This is a genomic window from Pseudomonas sp. AFG_SD02_1510_Pfu_092 (assembly GCF_003331055.1).
Lineage (GTDB): Bacteria > Pseudomonadota > Gammaproteobacteria > Pseudomonadales > Pseudomonadaceae > Aquipseudomonas.
This window is the reverse complement of record NZ_PUQD01000001.1, coordinates 23,048-42,010: the sequence shown is the minus strand read 5'-3', so window position 1 is coordinate 42,010 and position 18,963 is coordinate 23,048. Positions and strand designations below refer to the sequence as shown.

The window sequence follows — 18,963 nt, the reverse complement described above, 5'->3', positions numbered from 1 at the left end:
CGTCAAACGTGCATCAAGTACTTATTGGATACGGTGTCTCTGTAGACGCGTGCGCCTATCGGTACTCCCAGCGTCCGCGTATCCGGCTCCGTTTTGCCTCCCCCACAATGCAGGGTCAAAGGCGGAGCCGGGTTCGCTGGCCCTAAATAAGAGAAGTATAATGAACCCGATTACCCTCTTTGAGAAACTCTGGCGTCGTCATGCGGTTCTTGAAACAGATGATGGCCAAACTCTGCTATACATCGATTTGCAATTGATCAATGAAGTGACCAGTCCGCAGGCGTTCGATGCCCTGCGAATGAATGGGCTCAGTCCATGGCGTGTAGATTCTGTGTTGGCCACTGCTGATCATAACGTTCCGACCAAGGATCGGCCTAAAGGCATTACGGACGATATTGCTCGCCGTCAAGTCCATGCGCTCGAGCGAAACTGCGCAGAATTCAACCTGACGCTTTTCGGTATGGACGATCATCGTCAAGGTATCCTCCATGTGATAGGCCCTGAACAAGGGCTCACCCTTCCTGGCATGTCGATCGTGTGCGGCGACTCTCACACAACGACCCATGGTGCCTTTGCTGCACTCGCTTTTGGAATTGGTACGTCGGAAATCGAGCACGTTCTGGCAACCCAATGCCTTTCGATGAAAAAGCTCAAAACCATGCGTATCGCCATCGATGGCGAGCTTGATCCCTACATAACGTCGAAGGATCTCGCCTTGGCACTGATCGGGCGAATTGGTACCGCCGGCGCGACGGGGTATGCCATTGAGTTCGCAGGTTCCACGGTCGAGCGCATGACGATGGAAGCCCGCATGACACTTTGCAACCTGGCAATCGAGGCAGGCGCGCGTTGTGCCATGGTGGCATTCGACGATACGACAGCGGCTTACATCCGAGTTAAGCCGATGGCACCGACGGGGCAGCGGTGGAATGACGCCGAACGCTATTGGCGTACCCTCTGCAGTGATGCCGGGGCGGTGTTCGACGCAGAAGTCCGCATGGATGCGAGTTCTATCAGACCGCATGTCACGTGGGGCACTTCTCCGGAAATGGTCGTGGACATCGACGGATGTGTGCCATCCCCGCAGGATGAACCTGATCCGGTCAAACGACAAAGTATTGAACGCGCCTTGAAGTACATGGATTTGGCGCCGGCTACGGCAATCAAAGACATCTTTCTCGATAAAGTCTTCATTGGCTCGTGTACCAACTCGAGGATCGAAGATCTTCGTCTAGCGGCGTCCGTTGTCGCAGGAAAAAAGGTAGCTCCAACTATCAAGCAGGCGCTAGTCGTTCCTGGCTCTGGCTTGATCAAAAAGCAGGCCGAGTCGGAAAAACTGGATCGCATCTTCATCGATGCCGGCTTTGAATGGCGGGACGCCGGATGCTCCATGTGCCTGGGCATGAACGAGGACAGGCTTACCGCTGGCGAACGTTGTGCGTCGACCTCGAATCGAAACTTCGAAGGGCGTCAGGGCCCTGGTGGGCGCACTCATCTTGTCAGCCCGGCAATGGCAGCTGCTGCAGCAATCGCTGGTCACTTTGTCGATATTGGAGAGGTATAGGCCCGCTATGCAACCATTCACTTCCCTGAAAAGTAAGGTTGTTCCGTTGGATCGTGCCAATGTGGACACTGATGCGATCCTGCCAAAGCAGTTTCTGATGATTATCGAGCGCAGTGGTTTTGGCCAGCATCTGTTTGATGAGTGGCGTTATCTTGACCACGGTGAACCCTATCAGGACTGCTCAAAAAGGCCACTCAACTTGAGTTTTCCACTGAACCAGCCTCGCTTCGAAGGCGCTGGGGTTTTGTTGACTCGGGGTAATTTTGGTTGTGGCTCCAGCCGTGAACATGCGCCTTGGGCTTTGCATGACTGGGGAATCAGGGCGATCATTGCACCGAGTTTTGCTGAAATCTTTTATGGCAACTGCTTCAAAAACGGAATTCTACCGATCGCGCTCGACGAGGATACTGTCGAAGCGTTGTTCGGCGCAGTCGAGCGCTTGCCAGGTTTTCAACTCAGCATTGACCTTGAGAAACAAGAGATCGTAGACGACCAAGGCAACCGCATTCCGTTTGATGTCGACCCGTTTCGTAAACATTGCTTGCTTAATGGTTTGGACGAGGTCGGCATGACATTACTCAAGGCAGGCGCTATTCGGGCGTTCGAAAAAGCCCGAATGGCTTTGGAGCCATGGCTTTACGACAGATTCTAGCGTCAGAATCCGCGCCTACCGCAAGAAGCTCATTGCTGTCTTGTGGTAGGTCGTCGCGGCATCATTTCCGACACGCGAAGGGCTGCAACCCGGCCCCGCGCTGTTTCACATCAGATCTGCATCGCCATCCCGTCCACGTTCATCGCTGCCTGGCGCAAGGCCTCGGAGCGGGTCGGGTGGGGGTGGCAGGTGAGGGCGATGTCTTCCGCCGAGGCCGAGAATTCCATGGCTACGCAGAACTCACCAATCATCTCGCTGACGCTCGGGCCGACCAGGTGCACACCCAGCACTTCATCGGTTTCGGCATCGGCGATGACCTTGGCGAAGCCTTCGGTCTCGTGGTTGATCTTGGCGCGGCTGTTGGCGGTGAAGGGGAACTTGCCGACTTTATAGGCTCGCCCTTCGGCCTTGAGCTGCTCTTCGGTCTTGCCCACGGTGGCCAGCTCCGGGCGGGTGTAGATGACGCCCGGGATCAGGTTGTAGTTGACCTCGTGGGGCTTGCCGGCGATGCGTTCGATGCAGGCCACGGCTTCATCTTCAGCTTTGTGCGCCAACATCGGGCCGGAGGTTACATCGCCGATCACCCAGATACCTGGCACGGAGGTGCGGTGGTGGTCGTTGCCGAGCATGCCGCGCTTGTCGGTTTCCAGGCCCACGCTTTCCAGGTTCAGCCCTTTGGTATAGGGGCGGCGGCCGATGGCGACCAGTACATAGTCGGCTTGTAGCGTTTCGGCGGTGCCGCCGGCGGCTGGCTCCAGGGTCAGGCTGACGCCCTCGGCGCTGGCGCTGGCCTGGGTCACCTTGCTGCCCAGCTTGAATGCCATGCCTTGCTTGGCCAAAGCCTTTTGCAGGGTCTTGGCGGTTTCTTCGTCGGTGCCCGGGCAGATGCGGTCGAGGTATTCGATGACCGTCACCTGGCTGCCCAGGCGACGCCATACCGAACCCAGCTCGAGGCCGATCACGCCGGCGCCGATGACCACCAGGTGCTTAGGCACCTGCGGCAGCGACAGCGCGCCGGTCGAGTCGATGATGCGCTGGTTGTCGATGGTCACGCCCGGCAGGGGCGTGGGCTCGGAGCCGGTGGCAATGACGATATCCTTGGCCTGGAGTGCGGTCTCGCTGCCATCCTCAGCCTTGACCACGACCTTGCCGACGCCATCCAGGCGCCCCCAGCCCTTTACCCAGTCGACCTTGTTCTTGCGGAACAGGTATTCGATGCCCTTGGTCAGGCCGGTCACGCTCTCGTCCTTCTGTTTCATCATCTGGGCGAGGTTGAGGGTGGGTTTCACTTCGATACCGAGGTGGGCGAACTCGTCACCGCTGGCGGCTTCGTACAGTTCGGAAGCATGCAGCAGCGCTTTGGATGGCATGCAGCCGACATTCAGGCAAGTGCCGCCCAAGGTCGAGCGGCCTTCCACGCAGGCTACGCTCAGGCCCAGCTGGCCGGCACGGATGGCAGCGTTGTAGCCGCCAGGGCCACCGCCGATGATCACCACGTCATAGGATTTCATGGGTTCAACTCCAGGATGAAGAAGTGCGAGAGGGGCACAAGGTTAAGCTGAGATGCGAAGATTGTATACAATCTGCTGGGCGGATAAGATCAGTTGGTTCTAGACCATGGTCGCGTTTAGAGGAAACATCCCACGAATGAACTACTCTGTTCCGGCGACGTTCGTAATATCAGACGTCGTGGCCAAATACGGACAGGAGGGTCGTTCATGCTTGCGCAACTTCCACCGGCATTGCAGAGCTTGCACCTGCCATTGCGGCTGAAACTGTGGGACGGCAACCACTTCGATCTTGGCCCTAGTCCGCAGGTCACCATCCTGGTCAAGGAGCCGCAGCTGATCAGCCAGTTGAGCCACCCGAGCATGGACCAGCTGGGCACGGCGTTCGTCGAAGGCAAGCTGGAGCTGGAAGGCGATATCGGTGAAGCCATCCGCGTGTGCGATGAGTTGAGCGAAGCGCTGCTGGCCGATGAGCAAGACACGCTGCCGCAGCGGCTTGCCCATGACAAGAGCACCGACGCCGAAGCCATTTCCTACCACTACGATGTTTCCAACACGTTCTACCAGCTGTGGCTGGATCAGGACATGGTCTACTCGTGCGCCTACTTCCGCGAGCCGGACAACACCCTCGATCAGGCACAGCAGGACAAGTTCGACCACCTGTGCCGCAAGCTGCGCCTGGACGCCGGTGACTACCTGCTCGACGTTGGCTGCGGCTGGGGTGGGCTGGCGCGTTTCGCTGCACGTGAATATGGCGCCAAGGTCTTCGGTATCACCTTGAGCAAGGAACAGCTCAAGCTCGGCCGCGAGCGCGTCAAGGCGGAAGGCCTGGCCGACAAGGTCGACCTGCAGATTCTCGATTATCGCGACCTGCCCCAGGACGGCCGCTTCGACAAGGTCGTCAGCGTTGGCATGTTCGAGCATGTCGGCCATGCCAACCTGGCGCTGTATTGCCAGAAGCTGTTCGGGGCAGTGAAAGAAGGCGGCCTGGTGATGAACCACGGCATTACCGCCAAGCACGTTGACGGCCGCCCGGTCGGGCGTGGCGCTGGTGAGTTCATCGACCGCTACGTGTTCCCCCATGGCGAGCTGCCACACCTGTCGATGATCAGTGCCAGTATCTGTGAAGCAGGGCTTGAGGTGGTGGATGTGGAAAGCCTGCGTTTGCACTACGCCAAGACCTTGCATCACTGGAGCGAGAATCTGGAAAACCAGCTGCACAAGGCGGCCGCACTGGTGCCGGAAAAGACCTTGCGCATTTGGCGCCTGTACCTGGCCGGCTGTGCTTATGCCTTCCAGAAAGGCTGGATCAACCTGCACCAGATTCTGGCGGTGAAGCCTTACGCCGATGGGCACCATGACCTGCCCTGGACCCGCGAAGACCTGTATCGCTGAGTTGCTAAAAGCCCCTTGCCGCGAGACCCGGCGAGGGGCACGTGTTTCAGAGAATCGGCGAAATCAGCCGCGCAATGCGCATCGCCAGTTGTTGCAGCCGGTGGGTATCGCGGCTGTCCTCTGCAGTAATTTCCTGCGCTTGCTCAAAGTCAGCGATCAGCATGTGCTCGACCTGGTCAGCGAAGCCGCGATCGACGGTCAGCAGGGTGATCTCGAAGTTCAGGCGGAACGAACGGTTGTCCAGGTTGGCGCTGCCGATCGCGCTGACTTCGTCGTCCACCAGCACCACCTTCTGATGCAAGAAGCCTGGCTGGTAACGGAACATACGCACCCCGGCGCGTACCGCTTCGAAGGCAAACAGACTCGAGGCGGCATAGACGATGCGGTGGTCCGGGCGTGACGGGATCAGCACCCGCACATCGACGCCACGCAGTACTGCCAGACGCAACGCGGCGAACACCGCTTCGTCGGGAATGAAGTACGGGCTGGTTATCCACACGCGCCGGGTGGCCGAATGGATCGCCTCAAGGAAGAACAACGCGCAGGTTTCCTGCGGGTCGGCTGGGCCGCTGGCCAGGGCTTGGCACAGTACACCGTTGTCTGGGTAGGTATCTGGCAGGATCAGTGGCGGTAGCTGACGCGTGGCCCAATACCAGTCCTCGGCGAACGACTCCTGCAAGCAGGCCAGTACCGGGCCGCTGATTTGCACATGGGTATCGCGCCAGGGTGAGAGCCGCGGGTGACCACCGAGGTACTCATCGCCCACGTTGTGCCCGCCGATGAACCCGAGCAGGCCATCCACCACCACGATCTTGCGGTGGTTGCGGAAGTTAACCTGGAAGCGGTTGAACCAGCCGCGACGGGTAGCAAAGGCATGTATCTGTACAGCGCCGTCGCGTAACGCCTGGCTGTAGCTGGCCGGCAGGGCATGGCTACCGACGCGGTCGTACAGCACGAACACCCGCACCCCTTCGGCGGCCTTGCGCAGCAGTAGCTGTTGCAGGCTTTTGCCAAGGCTGTCGTCATGAATGATGAAGAACTGCACCAGTACCACATCGCGGGCGCTTTCGATGGCGGCGAAGATGGCATCGAATGTCGCCTTGCCATCGATCAACAACTTCACCTGGTTGTTAGCCAGGCAGGGCATGCGCCCGAGCTTGGGCATGGCGCGCAACGCTGCGTAACTTTCTGATTCGCGGGCAGTGAGGGCTTCTTCTACCCAAGGGCGCCAGTTGAGGTTGGCCATGGCCACGTGCATTTCCTGGTTCGCCTGGCGCCGGGCCTTGATGTAGGCATAGAACGAGCGAGCCCCGAAGACCAGATAGGGGATCAAGGTGAAGTAGGGAATGAAGAACAATGGCATGGCCCAGGCGATCGAACCTTGGGCGGTGCGCACGGTGAGCAGTGCGTGCAGCGCGGCGACGATACCCAGCAGATGAATCAGGCCGAGTAGGTAACCGAAGAAGTAGGGGCTGTGGTAATCCATATGCATCCTGCTTGCCGAGTACACTTGGGTAACAGAACACGTTCCCGGTCCGCCTTGCAACCCGCAGGTGGATTTAGCGTCTAAGGCTCAGCCCGGCCCGCTTGGCCGGCTTTTTCCAGGAGCGTTCGTCCATGAAGATTCGTCTGCCACTGTTGGCTTTGGCCCTCGGCGCGAGCAGCCCATTGGTGCAGGCTCAGATGCTGCAACCCGGCTTGTGGGAGTTGACCACCAGCAACATGCAGGTCGATGGCAAACCATTACCCGACATGGAGTTCATGCTCGGCCAGCTGAAGAACCTGCCGCCGGAGCAGCGCGCGATGATGGAAGGCGTGCTGGCCAAACAAGGCGTAACGGTTGGAGGCAAGGGCGTGCGCTCGTGCCTGACGCCGGAGCAAGTGGCAACCAACGATATCCCGCTGCAGGACCCGAAGTCAGGTTGCACCCAGAAGATCACCGAGCGCACCGGTAATGTCTGGAAGTTTCAGTTCAGCTGCCCCAAAGCACAAGGCAGCGGCCAGGCGACGTTCCTTAGTGATCGCGAATTCACCACGCAGGTTAACGGCACGTTCAACGCCTCGGGTGTACAGCAGCAAGGCAGCATGAACACCCGGGCCGTGTGGTTGGGTAATGACTGCGGTTCGGTCAAGCCGCGCAGCTGATCTGGTGCTATTGCCATTGCCACTGACTGGTGGCGACAGCGTCGTGGGCATGCAGGCTTTCTGCATGTTCCACGCGCAGCTTGAAGGCAGTGCTCCACGCAATTTGCCGTAGCGTCTCATACAGGCGTCGAGCGGCGTCTTCGCAGAACATCAGGTTCTGTCCGTTGGCCAGAGCAAAAGCTTGTTCGTCTGCGCGCTTTACTGCGGTCTGCACCGCTGTGCCCAGGCTGGCTTCTATCCGGTCGATCAATTCGGTGACCGGCAACGACTGCGTATCGTTGCGCAACCTTACTTGTACCTGTGCGCTACTGCGTTGGCTATGTGGCGTCGCTACGATGCCTTCGGCGCTGCCCAGCCATTGCAGCACTGCAGCTTTGTCGACCTGTTGAGCGTTGAACTGCGTTTGAAATTGCTGCTGAATCAACTGCCGCGCAAGGGCAGCCGAACATGGGCATGTCGAGGAGTAGGGCACGGAAACCGATAGTTCCACGTGGAACATTTCATTTTCGATTTTCGCGTCGATCGTTACCGCATAACTTTTCCAGCCTTCCAACGGGCTTACCAAGGCAGGCCTTTTTAGCAGGTGCTCGAAGCGCAGGCGCAGATAGGCGGCAGAAGAAAGGCCTTCATGACTACTGAGAAACGCAGCCAGCAGCTGACGGATGGCGAGCGGCGTCAAGTGCTGACGCTCCAGTGACGACAGCGCGAGATATAGCCGCGACATATGGATGCCCCGTGCGCTGCCATCTACCAGGCTGACGCCCGCGTCGACAGTGGCTGCTGCGGTGCGCCCATCAAACTGCACAGACAGGGCAATCCCGCACATACCTACCCATTGCAAAGGCGAGGCGTATTGCTGAGTTTGTGCAGCAATGTCGGGGAGCTGGAGCTGGGTCATCGGTCATTCCGAATGAAAGGTGGATCAGCGGCCACGGAACGGCTTGGCGAAATTGTATTGTTACTTTATAACATTATGCAATGCATCATTTCGAATGCGCTCGCCTGAAGAGGTTTCGCCATGCCCAACCGTCTCCCTGTCACTGTGCTGTCCGGCTTTCTCGGCGCCGGCAAAAGCACCTTGCTCAACCATGTGCTACGTAACCGCGACAACCTGCGCGTCGCGGTCATCGTCAACGACATGAGTGAAATCAACATCGACGCCAGCGAGGTGCAGCGTAACGTCAGCCTCAACCGCGCCGAGGAGAAGCTGGTGGAGATGAGCAACGGCTGCATCTGCTGCACGCTGCGTGAGGACTTGCTCGAGGAAGTGGCGCGGCTGGCCGAAGAGGGGCGTTTCGATTATCTACTGATCGAGTCCACGGGTATCTCTGAACCATTACCGGTGGCCGAGACCTTTACCTTCCGAGATGAGCAGGGCCGCAGCCTTTCCGATATGGCCCGCCTGGATACCATGGTAACGGTGGTCGATGGCCTGAATTTCCTGGCGGACTACCAGGCGGCAGACAGCTTGGCCAGCCGTGGCGAAACCTTGGGTGAGGATGACGAACGCTCGATCACTGACTTGCTGATCGAACAGGTCGAGTTCGCCGATGTGCTGTTGTTGAGCAAGATCGACCTGATCAGCCAGCACCAGCGCGAAGAACTCATGGCAATTCTGCGCAGCCTCAACGCCCGCGCGCAGATCGTGCCGATGGTCATGGGCCAGGTGCCGCTGGGGCGCATCCTCGATACTGGCCTGTTCGACTTCGACCAAGCGGCCCAGGCACCGGGCTGGTTGCAGGAAATGCGTGGCGAGCATGTGCCGGAAACCGAAGAGTACGGCATTGCCGCCAGCACCTGGCAGGCCCGGCGCCCGCTTCATCCACAACGCTTTTTCGATTTTATCCACAGGCCTTGGAGCAATGGCCGATTGCTGCGTTCGAAAGGTTTCTTCTGGTTGGCCAGCAAGTATCAGGAGGCAGGTAGCTGGTCCCAGGCCGGCGGTATGATGCGCCACGGCCTTGCAGGGCGCTGGTGGCGCTTCGTGCCGCGCGAGCAGTGGCCGCAAGATGTGGATAACACCGCTGCGATCCTGAAAAACTGGGTTGCCGAGAGCGGGGATTGTCGCCAGGAACTGGTGTTCATCGGGCAGAACATCGATTTCGAAAAATTATCCACAGAGCTTGATGCGTGCCTGTTGACCGATGAAGAAATGGACTTGGGCTTCATGGGCTGGTTGCGTCTGCCCGATCCGTTCGGCCCATGGCATGAAGAGGCGGCAGCCTGAACCGGCACGCAAGCCCTTGCTCAGCCTTGACTGGCTAGCCTGACAGCGCATAGTGAGGCATCACCACCGCCCGAAGTCACCCATGCTGCAGAACATCCCCACCCATGTGATTGCCGGCCCGCTGGGGGCCGGCAAGACCACACTGATTCGCCATCTGCTGGCTCAGCGCCCGACCAATGAGCGCTGGGCCGTATTGATCAATGAATTCGGCCTGGTAGGCCTGGATGCGGCCTTGCTCAGCCGTGACGAAGACGGTATTGCCATCGGCGAAGTCGCCGGTGGCTGCCTGTGCTGCGTCAACGGCATGCCGTTCCAGGTAGGCCTGGGCCGGCTGCTGCGCAAGTCCCGGCCCGACCGGCTGTTCATAGAACCGTCCGGGCTGGGCCATCCGTTGCAGTTGCTCACCCAGTTGCAGCAAGCCCCTTGGGCTGGCGTGCTGGCAGTTCAGCCGTTGCTGATGGTTGTGGATGCACAATCGATGGTCCAGGGCGCGTTGCTGCCAGAGGCGCAACAGCAAGCGCTCGAAGCTTGCGAAACTGTGGTGTTAAACAAATCGGAAGCTGTGCATGAAGATTCCCGGCTGTTGATAAGTAGTCGGTTGATTGGCAAGAAGCTACTCTGGACCGTCCATGGGCAGCTATCTCTGTCGGATCTTCCGCTTGCAGCCACAGGCGTCGATCAACGCCTGCTTGTGGATAACAAGCTTATCGATAACCTCATGAATACCCCACCAGCGCTATGGACCGACCCCGCCCAACCGATCTGTTTGGCCCAGCAAGGCGAAGGAGGCTGGAGCATTGGCTGGCGCTGGCATCCAGGCCAGCAGTTTTATCCACAGCGCTTGTTGGCGTTCCTGCGCGCCTGGCCATGGCGCCGCGCCAAAGGGGTTATCCACAGTGTGGAAGGCTGGCAGTCATTCAATGGCCTGGATGGCGAGATGCCGATATGGCAGCCCAGCGACTGGCGCAGGGATACCCGCATCGAGCTGATTTTCGATCAGCCGCAATCGCAACCCGCACTGCAGGCCGGCTTGAGCGACTGCCGCGTCAGCTGATCAGTTACGCCAGCGGTTGTGCTCCTGGCGCCACTGCTGCATTTCGATGACATTGTCGGCGCGCGGAGGGGTCTTGATCTCGAACGGGTAGGGTGCCAGTTCGATCTGTACGCTGTGGGCGCCGAACTGGGTCACGGTACCGGGGTGGCGTTGCTCGCCAGTAACGGTGAACTCGAAGGCGTAGACGCGCGCCAGGCGCTTGCGGCCATTGGCGTCACGGACAAAGGCGATGCGCTTGAGCGCAACCGCATCATCGAGCAGTTCGAGGTCAAGCTTGGCGCAATGCTGTTTGACCCGCTCCAGGGCTTTTTCGCGCAACCCGTGGTTGTGCCACAACCAGGCGCCTGCGGTGGCGACCAGCATCAGGACGAAGAGGTTTTCCAGGGTCAACATTTGCGTTTGCTCCAAACAGGTCGATCCAGCTTAACTGCGTCCCTGGCCTGTCGTACAGGTGGCAATCAAGTTCATACTGCGCTGCGCACAATCCCTGAAACCGCTTTGGAACCCACCTGCATGAAACGTACTCCGCACCTGCTCGCCATCCAGTCCCATGTGGTGTTCGGCCACGCCGGCAACAGCGCCGCGGTGTTTCCCATGCAGCGTATCGGGGTCAATGCCTGGCCGCTCAATACCGTGCAATTTTCCAATCACACACAGTATGGCCAGTGGGCGGGTGAAGTGCTTGCGCCAGCGCAAATTCCTGCGTTAGTGGAAGGCATTTCCAATATCGGCGAGCTGGGCCACTGCGACGCGGTGCTGTCCGGCTACCTGGGCAGTGCCGAGCAAGGGCGGGCGATCCTGGCGGGGGTGGCGCGGATCAAGGCGGTGAACCCCAAGGCCCTGTACCTGTGCGACCCGGTCATGGGGCACCCGGAGAAGGGCTGCAGCGTGCCCGCTGAGGTCAGCGAGTTCCTGCTCGATGAGGCAGCCGCCACGGCTGACATCCTTTGCCCCAACCAGCTGGAGCTGGACAGCTTCTGCGGGCGCCGCGCGCAATCGCTGGAAGACTGCGTGCACATGGCGCGCAGCCTGCTGACGCGCGGGCCGCAGGTGGTGCTGGTCAAGCACCTGGCCTACCCCGGGCGTGCCGCTGACCAGTTCGAGATGCTGCTGGTGACCGCCGAGCACAGCTGGCACCTGCGCCGGCCGCTGCTGGTATTCCCACGGCAGCCAGTGGGGGTGGGTGACCTGACCTCAGGCTTGTTCCTGGCCCGCGTGCTGCTCGGCGACAGCTGGTTGCAGGCGTTCGAATTCACTGCCGCGGCGGTGCACGAAGTGCTGCTGGAAACCCAGGCCTGCGCCAGCTACGAACTGCAACTGGTGCGGGCCCAGGACCGCATCGCGCACCCACGGGTGCGCTTCGAGGCACAGCTTTTGGCGCTTTAAATGGCGTCGGTCTTCAGGTCCTGATAGCGTTTTTCCAGCTCCTGGCGGATTTGCCGGCGCTGCTGGCCTTGCAGGAAGCGGCGCTTTTCTTCGCTGCTCTGCGGTTGGCGCGGCGGTACCTGCACCGGCCGACGGTTGTCGTCGACCGCGACCATGGTGAAGAAGCAGCTGTTGGAATGGCGTACCGAGCGCTCGCGGATGTTTTCGGTCACCACCTTGATGCCCACCTCCATCGAGGTGTTGCCGGTGTAGTTGACCGACGCCAGGAAGGTCACCAGCTCCCCCACATGCACGGGCTCGCGGAAAATCACCTGGTCTACCGACAGGGTGACCACATAGCTGCCGGCATAGCGGCTGGCGCACGCATAAGCCACTTCGTCGAGGTACTTGAGCAGGGTGCCGCCATGTACGTTGCCAGAAAAGTTGGCCATGTCCGGGGTCATCAGGACGGTCATGCTCAGCTGGGCGTTTCCAGGTTCCATAGTGTGCTCACGGTGAGGTTGCGCTGAATCGGGCGAATGGGGCCATTGGGGGTCGTTATCTACAGACACTTCTATTCCCCTCTTGTGAATTTTCCTTCCTGATACGGGACGTTGGCTGACGCTCCATCGTCACGCCGTTCATGCCATCAGCGGCGCTTTTCCGGCCGATCTGTTTCTGCATATTGCACCGCCTTTTTGCGGCAGGGCGCGATGTTAACCTGATTGCGCCCATGCAATTTGGGCGTTCTCTGCATTCAAAACAGTATGTACTTGCTGCTCGCTCAGGGTTGCCTTGGCAGAGGAGCGGTCTGCCCAGGCATTCAGCAACGGACGAGAAAAGGAGTATCACGCCATGCATGCCATCAGCTTTATCCAGGACCTGGCAGTCATCATGCTGGTTGCTGGCGTGGTTACCATTCTCTTTCACCGCTTCAAGCAACCCGTCGTGCTGGGGTATATCGTCGCCGGCTTCATCATTGGCCCGCACACTCCACCGTTCGGCCTGATCCACGACGAAGACACGATCAAGATCCTCGCCGAGCTGGGGGTGATCTTCCTGATGTTCTGCCTGGGCCTCGAGTTCAGCTTGCGCAAGCTGTTCAAGGTTGGTGCCACGGCGTTCATCGCGGCGTTCCTGGAAATCGTGCTGATGATCTGGATCGGCTTCGAGATCGGCCGCTGGTTCGGCTGGAACACCATGGATTCGCTGTTCCTCGGTGCCATTCTGGCAATTTCCTCGACCACTATCATCGTCAAGGCACTCAACGACCTGAAGATGAAGAACGAGCGCTTCGCCCAGCTGATCTTCGGCGTCCTGATCGTCGAGGACATCCTCGGCATCGGCATCATCGCCCTGTTGTCGGGTATCGCCGTCAGTGGCACGGTCAGTTCGGGCGAGGTGTTCTCCACGGTTGGCAAGCTGTCGCTGTTCATGATCGTCGCGCTGGTCATCGGCATCCTGCTGGTGCCGCGGCTGCTGGCCTATGTGGCCAAATTCGAAAGCAACGAGATGTTGCTGATTACCGTGCTGGGCCTGTGCTTCGGCTTCTGCCTGCTGGTGGTGAAGCTGGAATACAGCATGGTGCTTGGCGCCTTCCTGATTGGCGCGATCATGGCCGAATCGCGCCAGTTGCTGAAGATCGAGAGCCTGATCGAGCCAGTACGCGACCTGTTCAGCGCAATTTTCTTCGTCGCCATCGGCCTGATGATCGACCCCGGTGTACTGGTCGACTACGCCTGGCCGATCGTGGTCATTACCTTGGCCGTGGTGCTGGGGAAAATGCTGTCGTGCGGCATGGGCGCGTTCATTGCCGGTAATGACGGGCGCACCTCGCTGCGGGTGGGCATGGGGCTTTCGCAGATTGGCGAATTTTCCTTCATCATCGCTGCGCTGGGCATGACCCTGCAGGTCACCAGCGATTTCCTCTATCCGGTAGCCGTGGCGGTATCGGCCATTACAACGCTGCTCACGCCTTACCTGATCCGTGCCGCCGACCCACTCTCGCTCAAGCTGGGCAGGGTAGTGCCCGGCCGCCTGGCGCGGGTGTTGTCGCTGTATGGCGAATGGCTGCGCAGCATCCAGCCGCAGGGTGAGAGCGCCATGCTGGCGGCGATGATCCGGCGCATCCTGTTGCAGGTGGGGGTCAACCTGGCACTGGTGATCGCCATCTTCTTCAGTGGTGGCTATTTTGCCGGGCGGATCGGCAACTGGCTCAGCGAGTGGGTCAGCGATGCCAGCCAGCAGAAAGCACTGATCTGGGGGGCAGCGTTGTTGCTGTCGCTGCCGTTCCTGATCGCCGCCTACCGCAAGCTCAAGGCGCTGTCGATGCTGCTGGCGGAGATGGGGGTGAAACCGGAAATGGCCGGGCGGCATACCCAGCGGGTGCGCCGTGTGATCGCCGAGGTGATCCCACTGTTGTCGCTGCTGGTGATTTTCCTGCTGTTGTCGGCATTGTCGGCGAGCATCCTGCCGACCAGCGAGTTGCTGCTGGTGATCGCCGTGGTGGCTGCGGTGGTGGTGGCTTTACTGTGGCGCTGGTTCATCCGTGTGCACACGCGCATGCAGATTGCCTTGCTGGAGACGCTGGAGAACAGTCGCGAGAGTTCGCACTGACTGTGGCAGCGGCGCGCCGGGTTCTTCGCGGGCGCGCCCGCTCCCACAGGTACTGCATCCAGTCAGCGATCGAGGTCAGCTCTCCAGCCAGACATCCCGCGCCCAGTGCCACACCGACTCCCAGCTTTCTTCGCCGACAATTTCCTCATCGGCATCCCACAGCACCACAGTGCCGTCTTCTTCGACGCAGTAGTAGTTGTCGCCGTCCTGGCACAGCGGAATCAGGTCGCGCGGCACGCCGGCATCCCAGGCGTTGGCGGCGACATCCGGCAGGTAGGTATGCGATTGCGGGTCGGTGACGGTCACCGGTTCCAGTGAGCCATACACCACATCACTGACGGTCAGCAGAAACTCTTTGAACACGAATGGAATATTGATGAACAGCTGCTCTTCAATCTCGACCAGTTGGTCCTCGTCGGGAAGCTCCAGGGGTACCGGTACCGGCTGATTGGCTTCACGGAGTTGTTCGATCACTTCTTCCACGGTTCACTTCCTCTGACCTAGATGACAACGCTGCGCGTTATACCCTAGTAGGCCAGTCTGGCAAAAGCAAAAACCCCGGGCCAGGGCCCGGGGTTTTTTGTGCAACACGCAGCGGTTAGCCGTTTTGACGGATACCGGCCACCAGCCAAGGCTGGTTTTCGCCCTGGGCACGAACCATGTGCCAGCTTTCGCTGAACACTTCGCCCTGGTCGAAACGCGAGTTCTTCGACACGCCACGGAAGGTCAGGGTGGCGTCGGTGCGGTCGGCGCGGTCTTCGACACCGTCCAGCTGCACTTCCAGGTTGTCGATGTAGGTGGACTGGAAGCCATCACCCAGTTCAGCACGCTCGCGCTTGAGGAACTCGAGCATCTGCGGGGTGACGAATTCGGCGATCTTGTCCATCTCGTTGGCGTCCCAGTGCTGCTGCAGCGCCTGGAAGTGGTTACGGGCGGCAGCCAGGAAGCTTTGCTCGTTGAACCAGGCCGGAGCGTTGATCACCGGGGCGGCTGCAGGTGCAGCCGAACCACCGAAGATCGACGGTTGGGCAGGCTGGGCGTGAGCTTCACGCTGCATCGGCGCGTGGCCCGGCATCGCCATTTGCGGCTGCTGCTGGCGACGGCGCGCGGCGATGAAGCGGAACACCAGGAAGGCGATGAGCGCCACGATCAGGAAGTCCATGATCTGGAAGCCCTCGAAACCGTCGCCCATGAACATGGAAGCCAGCAGGCCACCGGCGGCGAGGCCGGCCAGTGGGCCCAGCCAGCGCGAAGCACCGCTGGCGGCCGGAGCGGCACGGCCAGGTGCGGTCGGCGCGGCGGCAGGCGTGGTTGGCGTGGCCTGGCGGGTCTGGTGAATAGGCGCGGAGCCCGAGCTCTTGCCGCCGCCGAAACGTTTGGCGTTGGCGTCCAGGCTCAGCGTCAAGCCGACGCAGAGCGCCAGAGCGATGCTAAGAAAACGTTGCATAAGTGGGATATCCCCTGTTGTGGATTGCACGCGCGTCATGGTGCACAGGTTCCCGGGCACATGACCAGCGACATAATGTTTCGAGCTTTTGCCTGAATGTTACAAGCCCGGCACGACCTGCCCTCGGAATGCTGGCGCAATACTTGTGGGAGCGGCCTTGTGTCGCGACAGGGCTGCGAAGCAGCCCCAAGATATCAGCGCCAAAGCCTCTATCGTGGGGCCGCTTTGCGGCCCTTTCGCGACACAAGGCCGCTCCCACTAAAGTACCTGCGCAGGCTTTTAGATGGCCTCGAGCTTGGCATACCCCAGCATCAGCCACTTGCTGCCTTCGGCAAAATTCACCTGCACCCGGGCCTGGGCGCCGGAACCCTCGAAATTGAGGATCACGCCTTCGCCGAACACCGCATGCTGCACACGCTGGCCGAGATTGAACGCGGTCTGCGGAATGCTGGCATTGGCGAACAGGTTGCTGTTGGTGGCGGTCTTGGCTCCGCCGAACGGGCGGCTGACGCTGTTGGACAGGCGTACTTCCTGAATCAGGCCCGTCGGAATTTCGCGCACGAAACGTGACACCTTGTTGTAGGTCTCGCTGCCATACAGGCGGCGCGTTTCGGCGTAGGTCATCACCAACTGGCGCATGGCGCGGGTGATGCCCACATAGGCCAGGCGGCGTTCCTCTTCCAGGCGGCCGGGTTCTTCCAGGCTCATCTTGTGCGGGAACAGGCCTTCTTCCATGCCCACCAGGAACACATACGGGAACTCCAGGCCCTTGGCGCTGTGCAAGGTCATCAGCTGGATGCTGTCTTCATGCTCGTCGGCCTGGGCATCGCCGGCCTCGAGCGAGGCGTGGCCGAGGAATGCCGAAAGTGGCGAAAGGTCGGCGTCTTCGTCGGTGGCCTCGAAGTTGCGCGCGGCGCTGACCAGTTCCTCAAGGTTTTCTACCCGTGCCTGGCCCTTTTCACCCTTTTCTTCCTGGTGGTAGATGATCAGCCCGGACTGCTCGATGGTGGTCTGGGTCATGGTATGCAGGGGCATGTCCACAACCTTGGCAGCCAACCCCTCGATCAGCTCGATGAACGCACCCAGGGCACTGGCGGCACGGCCTTTCAAGGCTTTGGCAGCCAGCAGCTGGCACATGGCTTCCCACATCGACAGCTGGCTGTGGCGGGCGTGCTCGCGGATGGCTTCGACGGTTTTTTCGCCAATGCCGCGCGGCGGCACGTTGATGACCCGTTCCAGGGCAGCATCGTTGCCGCGGCCTTCGATCAGGCGCAGGTAGGCCATGGCGTTCTTGATTTCGGCACGCTCGAAGAAGCGCTGGCCACCATAGATGCGGTAAGGAATGCGCTCGCGCAGCAGGGCTTCTTCCAGCACCCGCGACTGGGCGTTGGAGCGGTACAGAATGGCAATTTCGTTGCGCGCATTGCCCTGCTTGACCAAGCTCTCGATGGTTTCCACCACGTAGCGCGCTTCGTCGTGCTCGTTGTAGGCCGCGTACAGGGTCAGCGGTTCGCCTTCGCCCATGTCGGTCCACAGCTCCTTGCCCAGGCGCCCGCTGTTGTTGGCGATCAGCGCGTTGGCTGCCTTGAGGATGCCGCCGGTGGAGCGGTAGTTTTGCTCCAGGCGGATCATTTCGGCGTCAGGGAAGTCGGCGGTGTACTGGTGAATGTTCTCGATCTTGGCGCCGCGCCAGCCGTAGATCGACTGGTCATCATCGCCCACCGCCATCAGGCTGGCGCCACCGCGCGCCAACAGGCGCAGCCAGGCGTACTGCACGGCGTTGGTATCCTGGAATTCGTCTACCAGCACGTGCTGGAAGCGCCGCTGGTAGTGTTCCAGCAGGCCGGGGTGGTCGCGCCACAGGTCCAGAGCGCGCAGCAGCAGTTCGGAGAAGTCGATGACCCCGGCGCGCTCGCAGGCCTGCTCGTAAGCGGTATAGACGTCGCGCATGGTCGACAGGAACAGGTCGCCCCCGGCCTGGATATGCTGCGGGCGCAGGCCCTCGTCCTTTTGCCCGTTGATGAACCACTGGGCCTGGCGTGCCGGCCATTTCTGCTCGTCCAGGCCCAGCTCGCGCATCACCCGCTTGATCAGGCGCTGCTGATCGTCGCTGTCGAGGATCTGGAAGTTCTGCACCAGCCGCGCTTCCTGCCAGTGGGCGCGCAGCAGGCGATGGGCCAGGCCGTGGAAAGTGCCGACCCACATGCCCGCCGGGTTGATCCCCAGCAGTTGCTCGATCCGCTGGCGCATTTCTGCCGCGGCCTTGTTGGTGAAGGTCACCGACAGGATCGAATGCGGCGATGCCTGCTCCACCTGGATCAGCCAGGCGATGCGGTGCACCAGCACGCGGGTTTTACCGGAACCGGCGCCGGCAAGCACCAGTTGACGCCCGAGCGTGGCCGCTACGGCCTGGCGTTGGGCATCGTTGAGAGAGTTCAGCAGGAGGGAGAGGTCGTCTGTGCGCATCGGGCCATTCTAGGGCGCGGCAGGAAATGGGGCAAACCTCTACTGTATGAATATTCACCTTTTGCGTGCCCGTTGATCGAGCCGCTGACAGCTGCCGGGCCGCCACCTGGGCGACCGGTCAGCCTGCAAATCAGTCGACTGCCTCAATGGTGCGTATATCGCAGCGCTGCGAACCGTCGGCGTGGATCACTTCCAGGGTCTTCCAGCCGGTACCGCCGGCACGTTCGAACAGCACGGTTTTGTCGGTCAGCACCTGCGGGGCAATGCCACCGCTATCCAGCAGTTGAAGCTCCAGCACTTCCCAGCCACCCCGGTGGCGTATCTTGGGTTCGACCAGCACGGGTTCGATGGCCGGGTTGTTGACGGTAACGGTGCCGTGCACCCGGAAAACCTGCTCACCATTGGCGATGTCATTGATTGCAACGAGGTTGGTGATAGTGGCCATTGTCTGCTCCTGTTTCGGATTGAAAGTAGCGCCAGCGCGCGAGGGCTACTCTCTGCCGTTTACCGGCCACAGGGAGCAG

17 protein-coding genes are annotated in these 18,963 nt (G+C 60.4%); 8 read left to right on the top strand and 9 right to left on the bottom strand.

What is annotated here, in order from left to right; all coding sequences use genetic code 11:
* The first annotated feature begins 160 nt into the window (after positions 1-160).
* Together leuC and leuD are read left to right on the top strand one after the other, a co-directional pair.
* Complete coding sequence (gene leuC / locus C6A77_RS00195) at positions 161-1,564, top strand: 3-isopropylmalate dehydratase large subunit (protein WP_114167555.1); 1,404 nt, start codon at positions 161-163, stop codon at positions 1,562-1,564.
* A gap of 7 nt (positions 1,565-1,571) precedes the next feature.
* Positions 1,572-2,216: a 3-isopropylmalate dehydratase small subunit gene (leuD, locus tag C6A77_RS00190; RefSeq protein ID WP_114167554.1), complete on the top strand. Its 645-nt coding sequence runs from the start codon at positions 1,572-1,574 to the stop codon at positions 2,214-2,216.
* A 110-nt stretch (positions 2,217-2,326) separates the two neighbouring features.
* On the opposite strand, the gene lpdA is transcribed toward leuD, so the two are convergent.
* Positions 2,327-3,727, bottom strand: a complete 1,401-nt coding sequence (gene lpdA / locus C6A77_RS00185) for a dihydrolipoyl dehydrogenase (RefSeq protein WP_114167553.1) — start codon at positions 3,725-3,727, stop codon at positions 2,327-2,329.
* A 207-nt stretch (positions 3,728-3,934) separates the two neighbouring features.
* On the opposite strand from lpdA, the gene cfaB reads away from it, so the two are divergent.
* On the top strand, positions 3,935-5,119 hold the full coding sequence (cfaB, locus tag C6A77_RS00180; RefSeq protein WP_114167552.1) for a C17 cyclopropane fatty acid synthase CfaB: 1,185 nt from the start codon (positions 3,935-3,937) through the stop codon (positions 5,117-5,119).
* Positions 5,120-5,165: 46 nt separating this feature from the next.
* Here the strand turns inward: cfaB and cls are convergent, their stop codons facing one another.
* Entirely contained in the window at positions 5,166-6,605 is a 1,440-nt protein-coding gene (cls, locus tag C6A77_RS00175) for a cardiolipin synthase (RefSeq protein WP_114167551.1), read from the bottom strand.
* A gap of 131 nt (positions 6,606-6,736) precedes the next feature.
* On the opposite strand from cls, the gene C6A77_RS00170 reads away from it, so the two are divergent.
* Positions 6,737-7,264, top strand: a complete 528-nt coding sequence (locus tag C6A77_RS00170; protein WP_114167550.1) for a DUF3617 domain-containing protein — start codon at positions 6,737-6,739, stop codon at positions 7,262-7,264.
* Positions 7,265-7,271: 7 nt separating this feature from the next.
* Here the strand turns inward: C6A77_RS00170 and folE2 are convergent, their stop codons facing one another.
* A complete protein-coding gene (folE2, locus tag C6A77_RS00165; RefSeq protein WP_114167549.1) occupies positions 7,272-8,162 on the bottom strand; it encodes a GTP cyclohydrolase FolE2 in 891 nt (296 codons plus the stop codon).
* Positions 8,163-8,282: 120 nt separating this feature from the next.
* Here folE2 and zigA point away from each other — a divergent pair, with 120 nt between their 5' ends.
* Both zigA and C6A77_RS00155 read left to right on the top strand, forming a co-directional pair.
* Entirely contained in the window at positions 8,283-9,491 is a 1,209-nt protein-coding gene (gene zigA, locus C6A77_RS00160) for a zinc metallochaperone GTPase ZigA (RefSeq protein ID WP_114167548.1), read from the top strand.
* 82 nt (positions 9,492-9,573) lie between these two features.
* On the top strand, positions 9,574-10,545 hold the full coding sequence (locus tag C6A77_RS00155; RefSeq protein ID WP_114167547.1) for a CobW family GTP-binding protein: 972 nt from the start codon (positions 9,574-9,576) through the stop codon (positions 10,543-10,545).
* Here C6A77_RS00155 and C6A77_RS00150 read toward each other — a convergent pair whose 3' ends face one another.
* On the bottom strand, positions 10,546-10,938 hold the full coding sequence (locus tag C6A77_RS00150) for a DUF3301 domain-containing protein (protein WP_013974846.1): 393 nt from the start codon (positions 10,936-10,938) through the stop codon (positions 10,546-10,548).
* Between the two features lie 120 nt (positions 10,939-11,058).
* Between C6A77_RS00150 and pdxY the strand changes: the two genes are divergently transcribed.
* Entirely contained in the window at positions 11,059-11,931 is an 873-nt protein-coding gene (gene pdxY, locus C6A77_RS00145; RefSeq protein WP_114167546.1) for a pyridoxal kinase PdxY, read from the top strand.
* On the opposite strand, the gene C6A77_RS00140 is transcribed toward pdxY, so the two are convergent.
* The gene (locus tag C6A77_RS00140; RefSeq protein WP_003260046.1) at positions 11,928-12,413 is read right to left on the bottom strand and encodes an acyl-CoA thioesterase; all 486 of its coding nucleotides are present in this window, start codon (positions 12,411-12,413) and stop codon (positions 11,928-11,930) included. The genes pdxY and C6A77_RS00140 overlap by 4 nt on opposite strands.
* A gap of 352 nt (positions 12,414-12,765) precedes the next feature.
* Here C6A77_RS00140 and C6A77_RS00135 point away from each other — a divergent pair, with 352 nt between their 5' ends.
* Positions 12,766-14,526, top strand: coding sequence for a cation:proton antiporter (locus tag C6A77_RS00135; protein WP_114167545.1), 1,761 nt, complete (start codon positions 12,766-12,768; stop codon positions 14,524-14,526).
* A gap of 75 nt (positions 14,527-14,601) precedes the next feature.
* Here the strand turns inward: C6A77_RS00135 and C6A77_RS00130 are convergent, their stop codons facing one another.
* The 4 genes from C6A77_RS00130 to C6A77_RS00115 form a co-directional block, all read right to left on the bottom strand.
* Positions 14,602-15,009, bottom strand: coding sequence for an SMI1/KNR4 family protein (locus C6A77_RS00130; RefSeq protein ID WP_114167544.1), 408 nt, complete (start codon positions 15,007-15,009; stop codon positions 14,602-14,604).
* Between the two features lie 115 nt (positions 15,010-15,124).
* Positions 15,125-15,973, bottom strand: coding sequence for a TIM44-like domain-containing protein (locus tag C6A77_RS00125; RefSeq protein ID WP_114167543.1), 849 nt, complete (start codon positions 15,971-15,973; stop codon positions 15,125-15,127).
* Positions 15,974-16,252: 279 nt separating this feature from the next.
* Positions 16,253-18,439 carry a DNA helicase II gene (uvrD, locus tag C6A77_RS00120; protein WP_114167542.1) on the bottom strand — a complete coding sequence of 729 codons (2,187 nt, stop codon included), beginning with the start codon at positions 18,437-18,439 and terminating at the stop codon, positions 16,253-16,255.
* A gap of 130 nt (positions 18,440-18,569) precedes the next feature.
* On the bottom strand, positions 18,570-18,884 hold the full coding sequence (locus C6A77_RS00115) for a hypothetical protein (RefSeq protein WP_114167541.1): 315 nt from the start codon (positions 18,882-18,884) through the stop codon (positions 18,570-18,572).
* Between the last annotated feature and the right edge of the window lie 79 nt (positions 18,885-18,963).

Excerpts from the sequence above, each read along its gene's own strand:
- C6A77_RS00115 (WP_114167541.1), bottom strand. The coding sequence starts at position 18,884 with ATGGCCACTATCACCAACCTCGTTGCAATCAATGACATCGCCAATGGT.
- C6A77_RS00135 (WP_114167545.1), top strand. The coding sequence starts at position 12,766 with ATGCATGCCATCAGCTTTATCCAGGACCTGGCAGTCATCATGCTGGTT.
- uvrD (WP_114167542.1), bottom strand. The coding sequence starts at position 18,439 with ATGCGCACAGACGACCTCTCCCTCCTGCTGAACTCTCTCAACGATGCC.
- lpdA (WP_114167553.1), bottom strand. The coding sequence starts at position 3,727 with ATGAAATCCTATGACGTGGTGATCATCGGCGGTGGCCCTGGCGGCTAC.
- cfaB (WP_114167552.1), top strand. The coding sequence starts at position 3,935 with ATGCTTGCGCAACTTCCACCGGCATTGCAGAGCTTGCACCTGCCATTG.
- zigA (WP_114167548.1), top strand. The coding sequence starts at position 8,283 with ATGCCCAACCGTCTCCCTGTCACTGTGCTGTCCGGCTTTCTCGGCGCC.
- leuC (WP_114167555.1), top strand. The coding sequence starts at position 161 with ATGAACCCGATTACCCTCTTTGAGAAACTCTGGCGTCGTCATGCGGTT.
- C6A77_RS00150 (WP_013974846.1), bottom strand. The coding sequence starts at position 10,938 with ATGTTGACCCTGGAAAACCTCTTCGTCCTGATGCTGGTCGCCACCGCA.
- C6A77_RS00140 (WP_003260046.1), bottom strand. The coding sequence starts at position 12,413 with ATGGAACCTGGAAACGCCCAGCTGAGCATGACCGTCCTGATGACCCCG.
- C6A77_RS00170 (WP_114167550.1), top strand. The coding sequence starts at position 6,737 with ATGAAGATTCGTCTGCCACTGTTGGCTTTGGCCCTCGGCGCGAGCAGC.
- pdxY (WP_114167546.1), top strand. The coding sequence starts at position 11,059 with ATGAAACGTACTCCGCACCTGCTCGCCATCCAGTCCCATGTGGTGTTC.
- folE2 (WP_114167549.1), bottom strand. The coding sequence starts at position 8,162 with ATGACCCAGCTCCAGCTCCCCGACATTGCTGCACAAACTCAGCAATAC.
- C6A77_RS00155 (WP_114167547.1), top strand. The coding sequence starts at position 9,574 with ATGCTGCAGAACATCCCCACCCATGTGATTGCCGGCCCGCTGGGGGCC.
- C6A77_RS00125 (WP_114167543.1), bottom strand. The coding sequence starts at position 15,973 with ATGCAACGTTTTCTTAGCATCGCTCTGGCGCTCTGCGTCGGCTTGACG.
- cls (WP_114167551.1), bottom strand. The coding sequence starts at position 6,605 with ATGGATTACCACAGCCCCTACTTCTTCGGTTACCTACTCGGCCTGATT.
- leuD (WP_114167554.1), top strand. The coding sequence starts at position 1,572 with ATGCAACCATTCACTTCCCTGAAAAGTAAGGTTGTTCCGTTGGATCGT.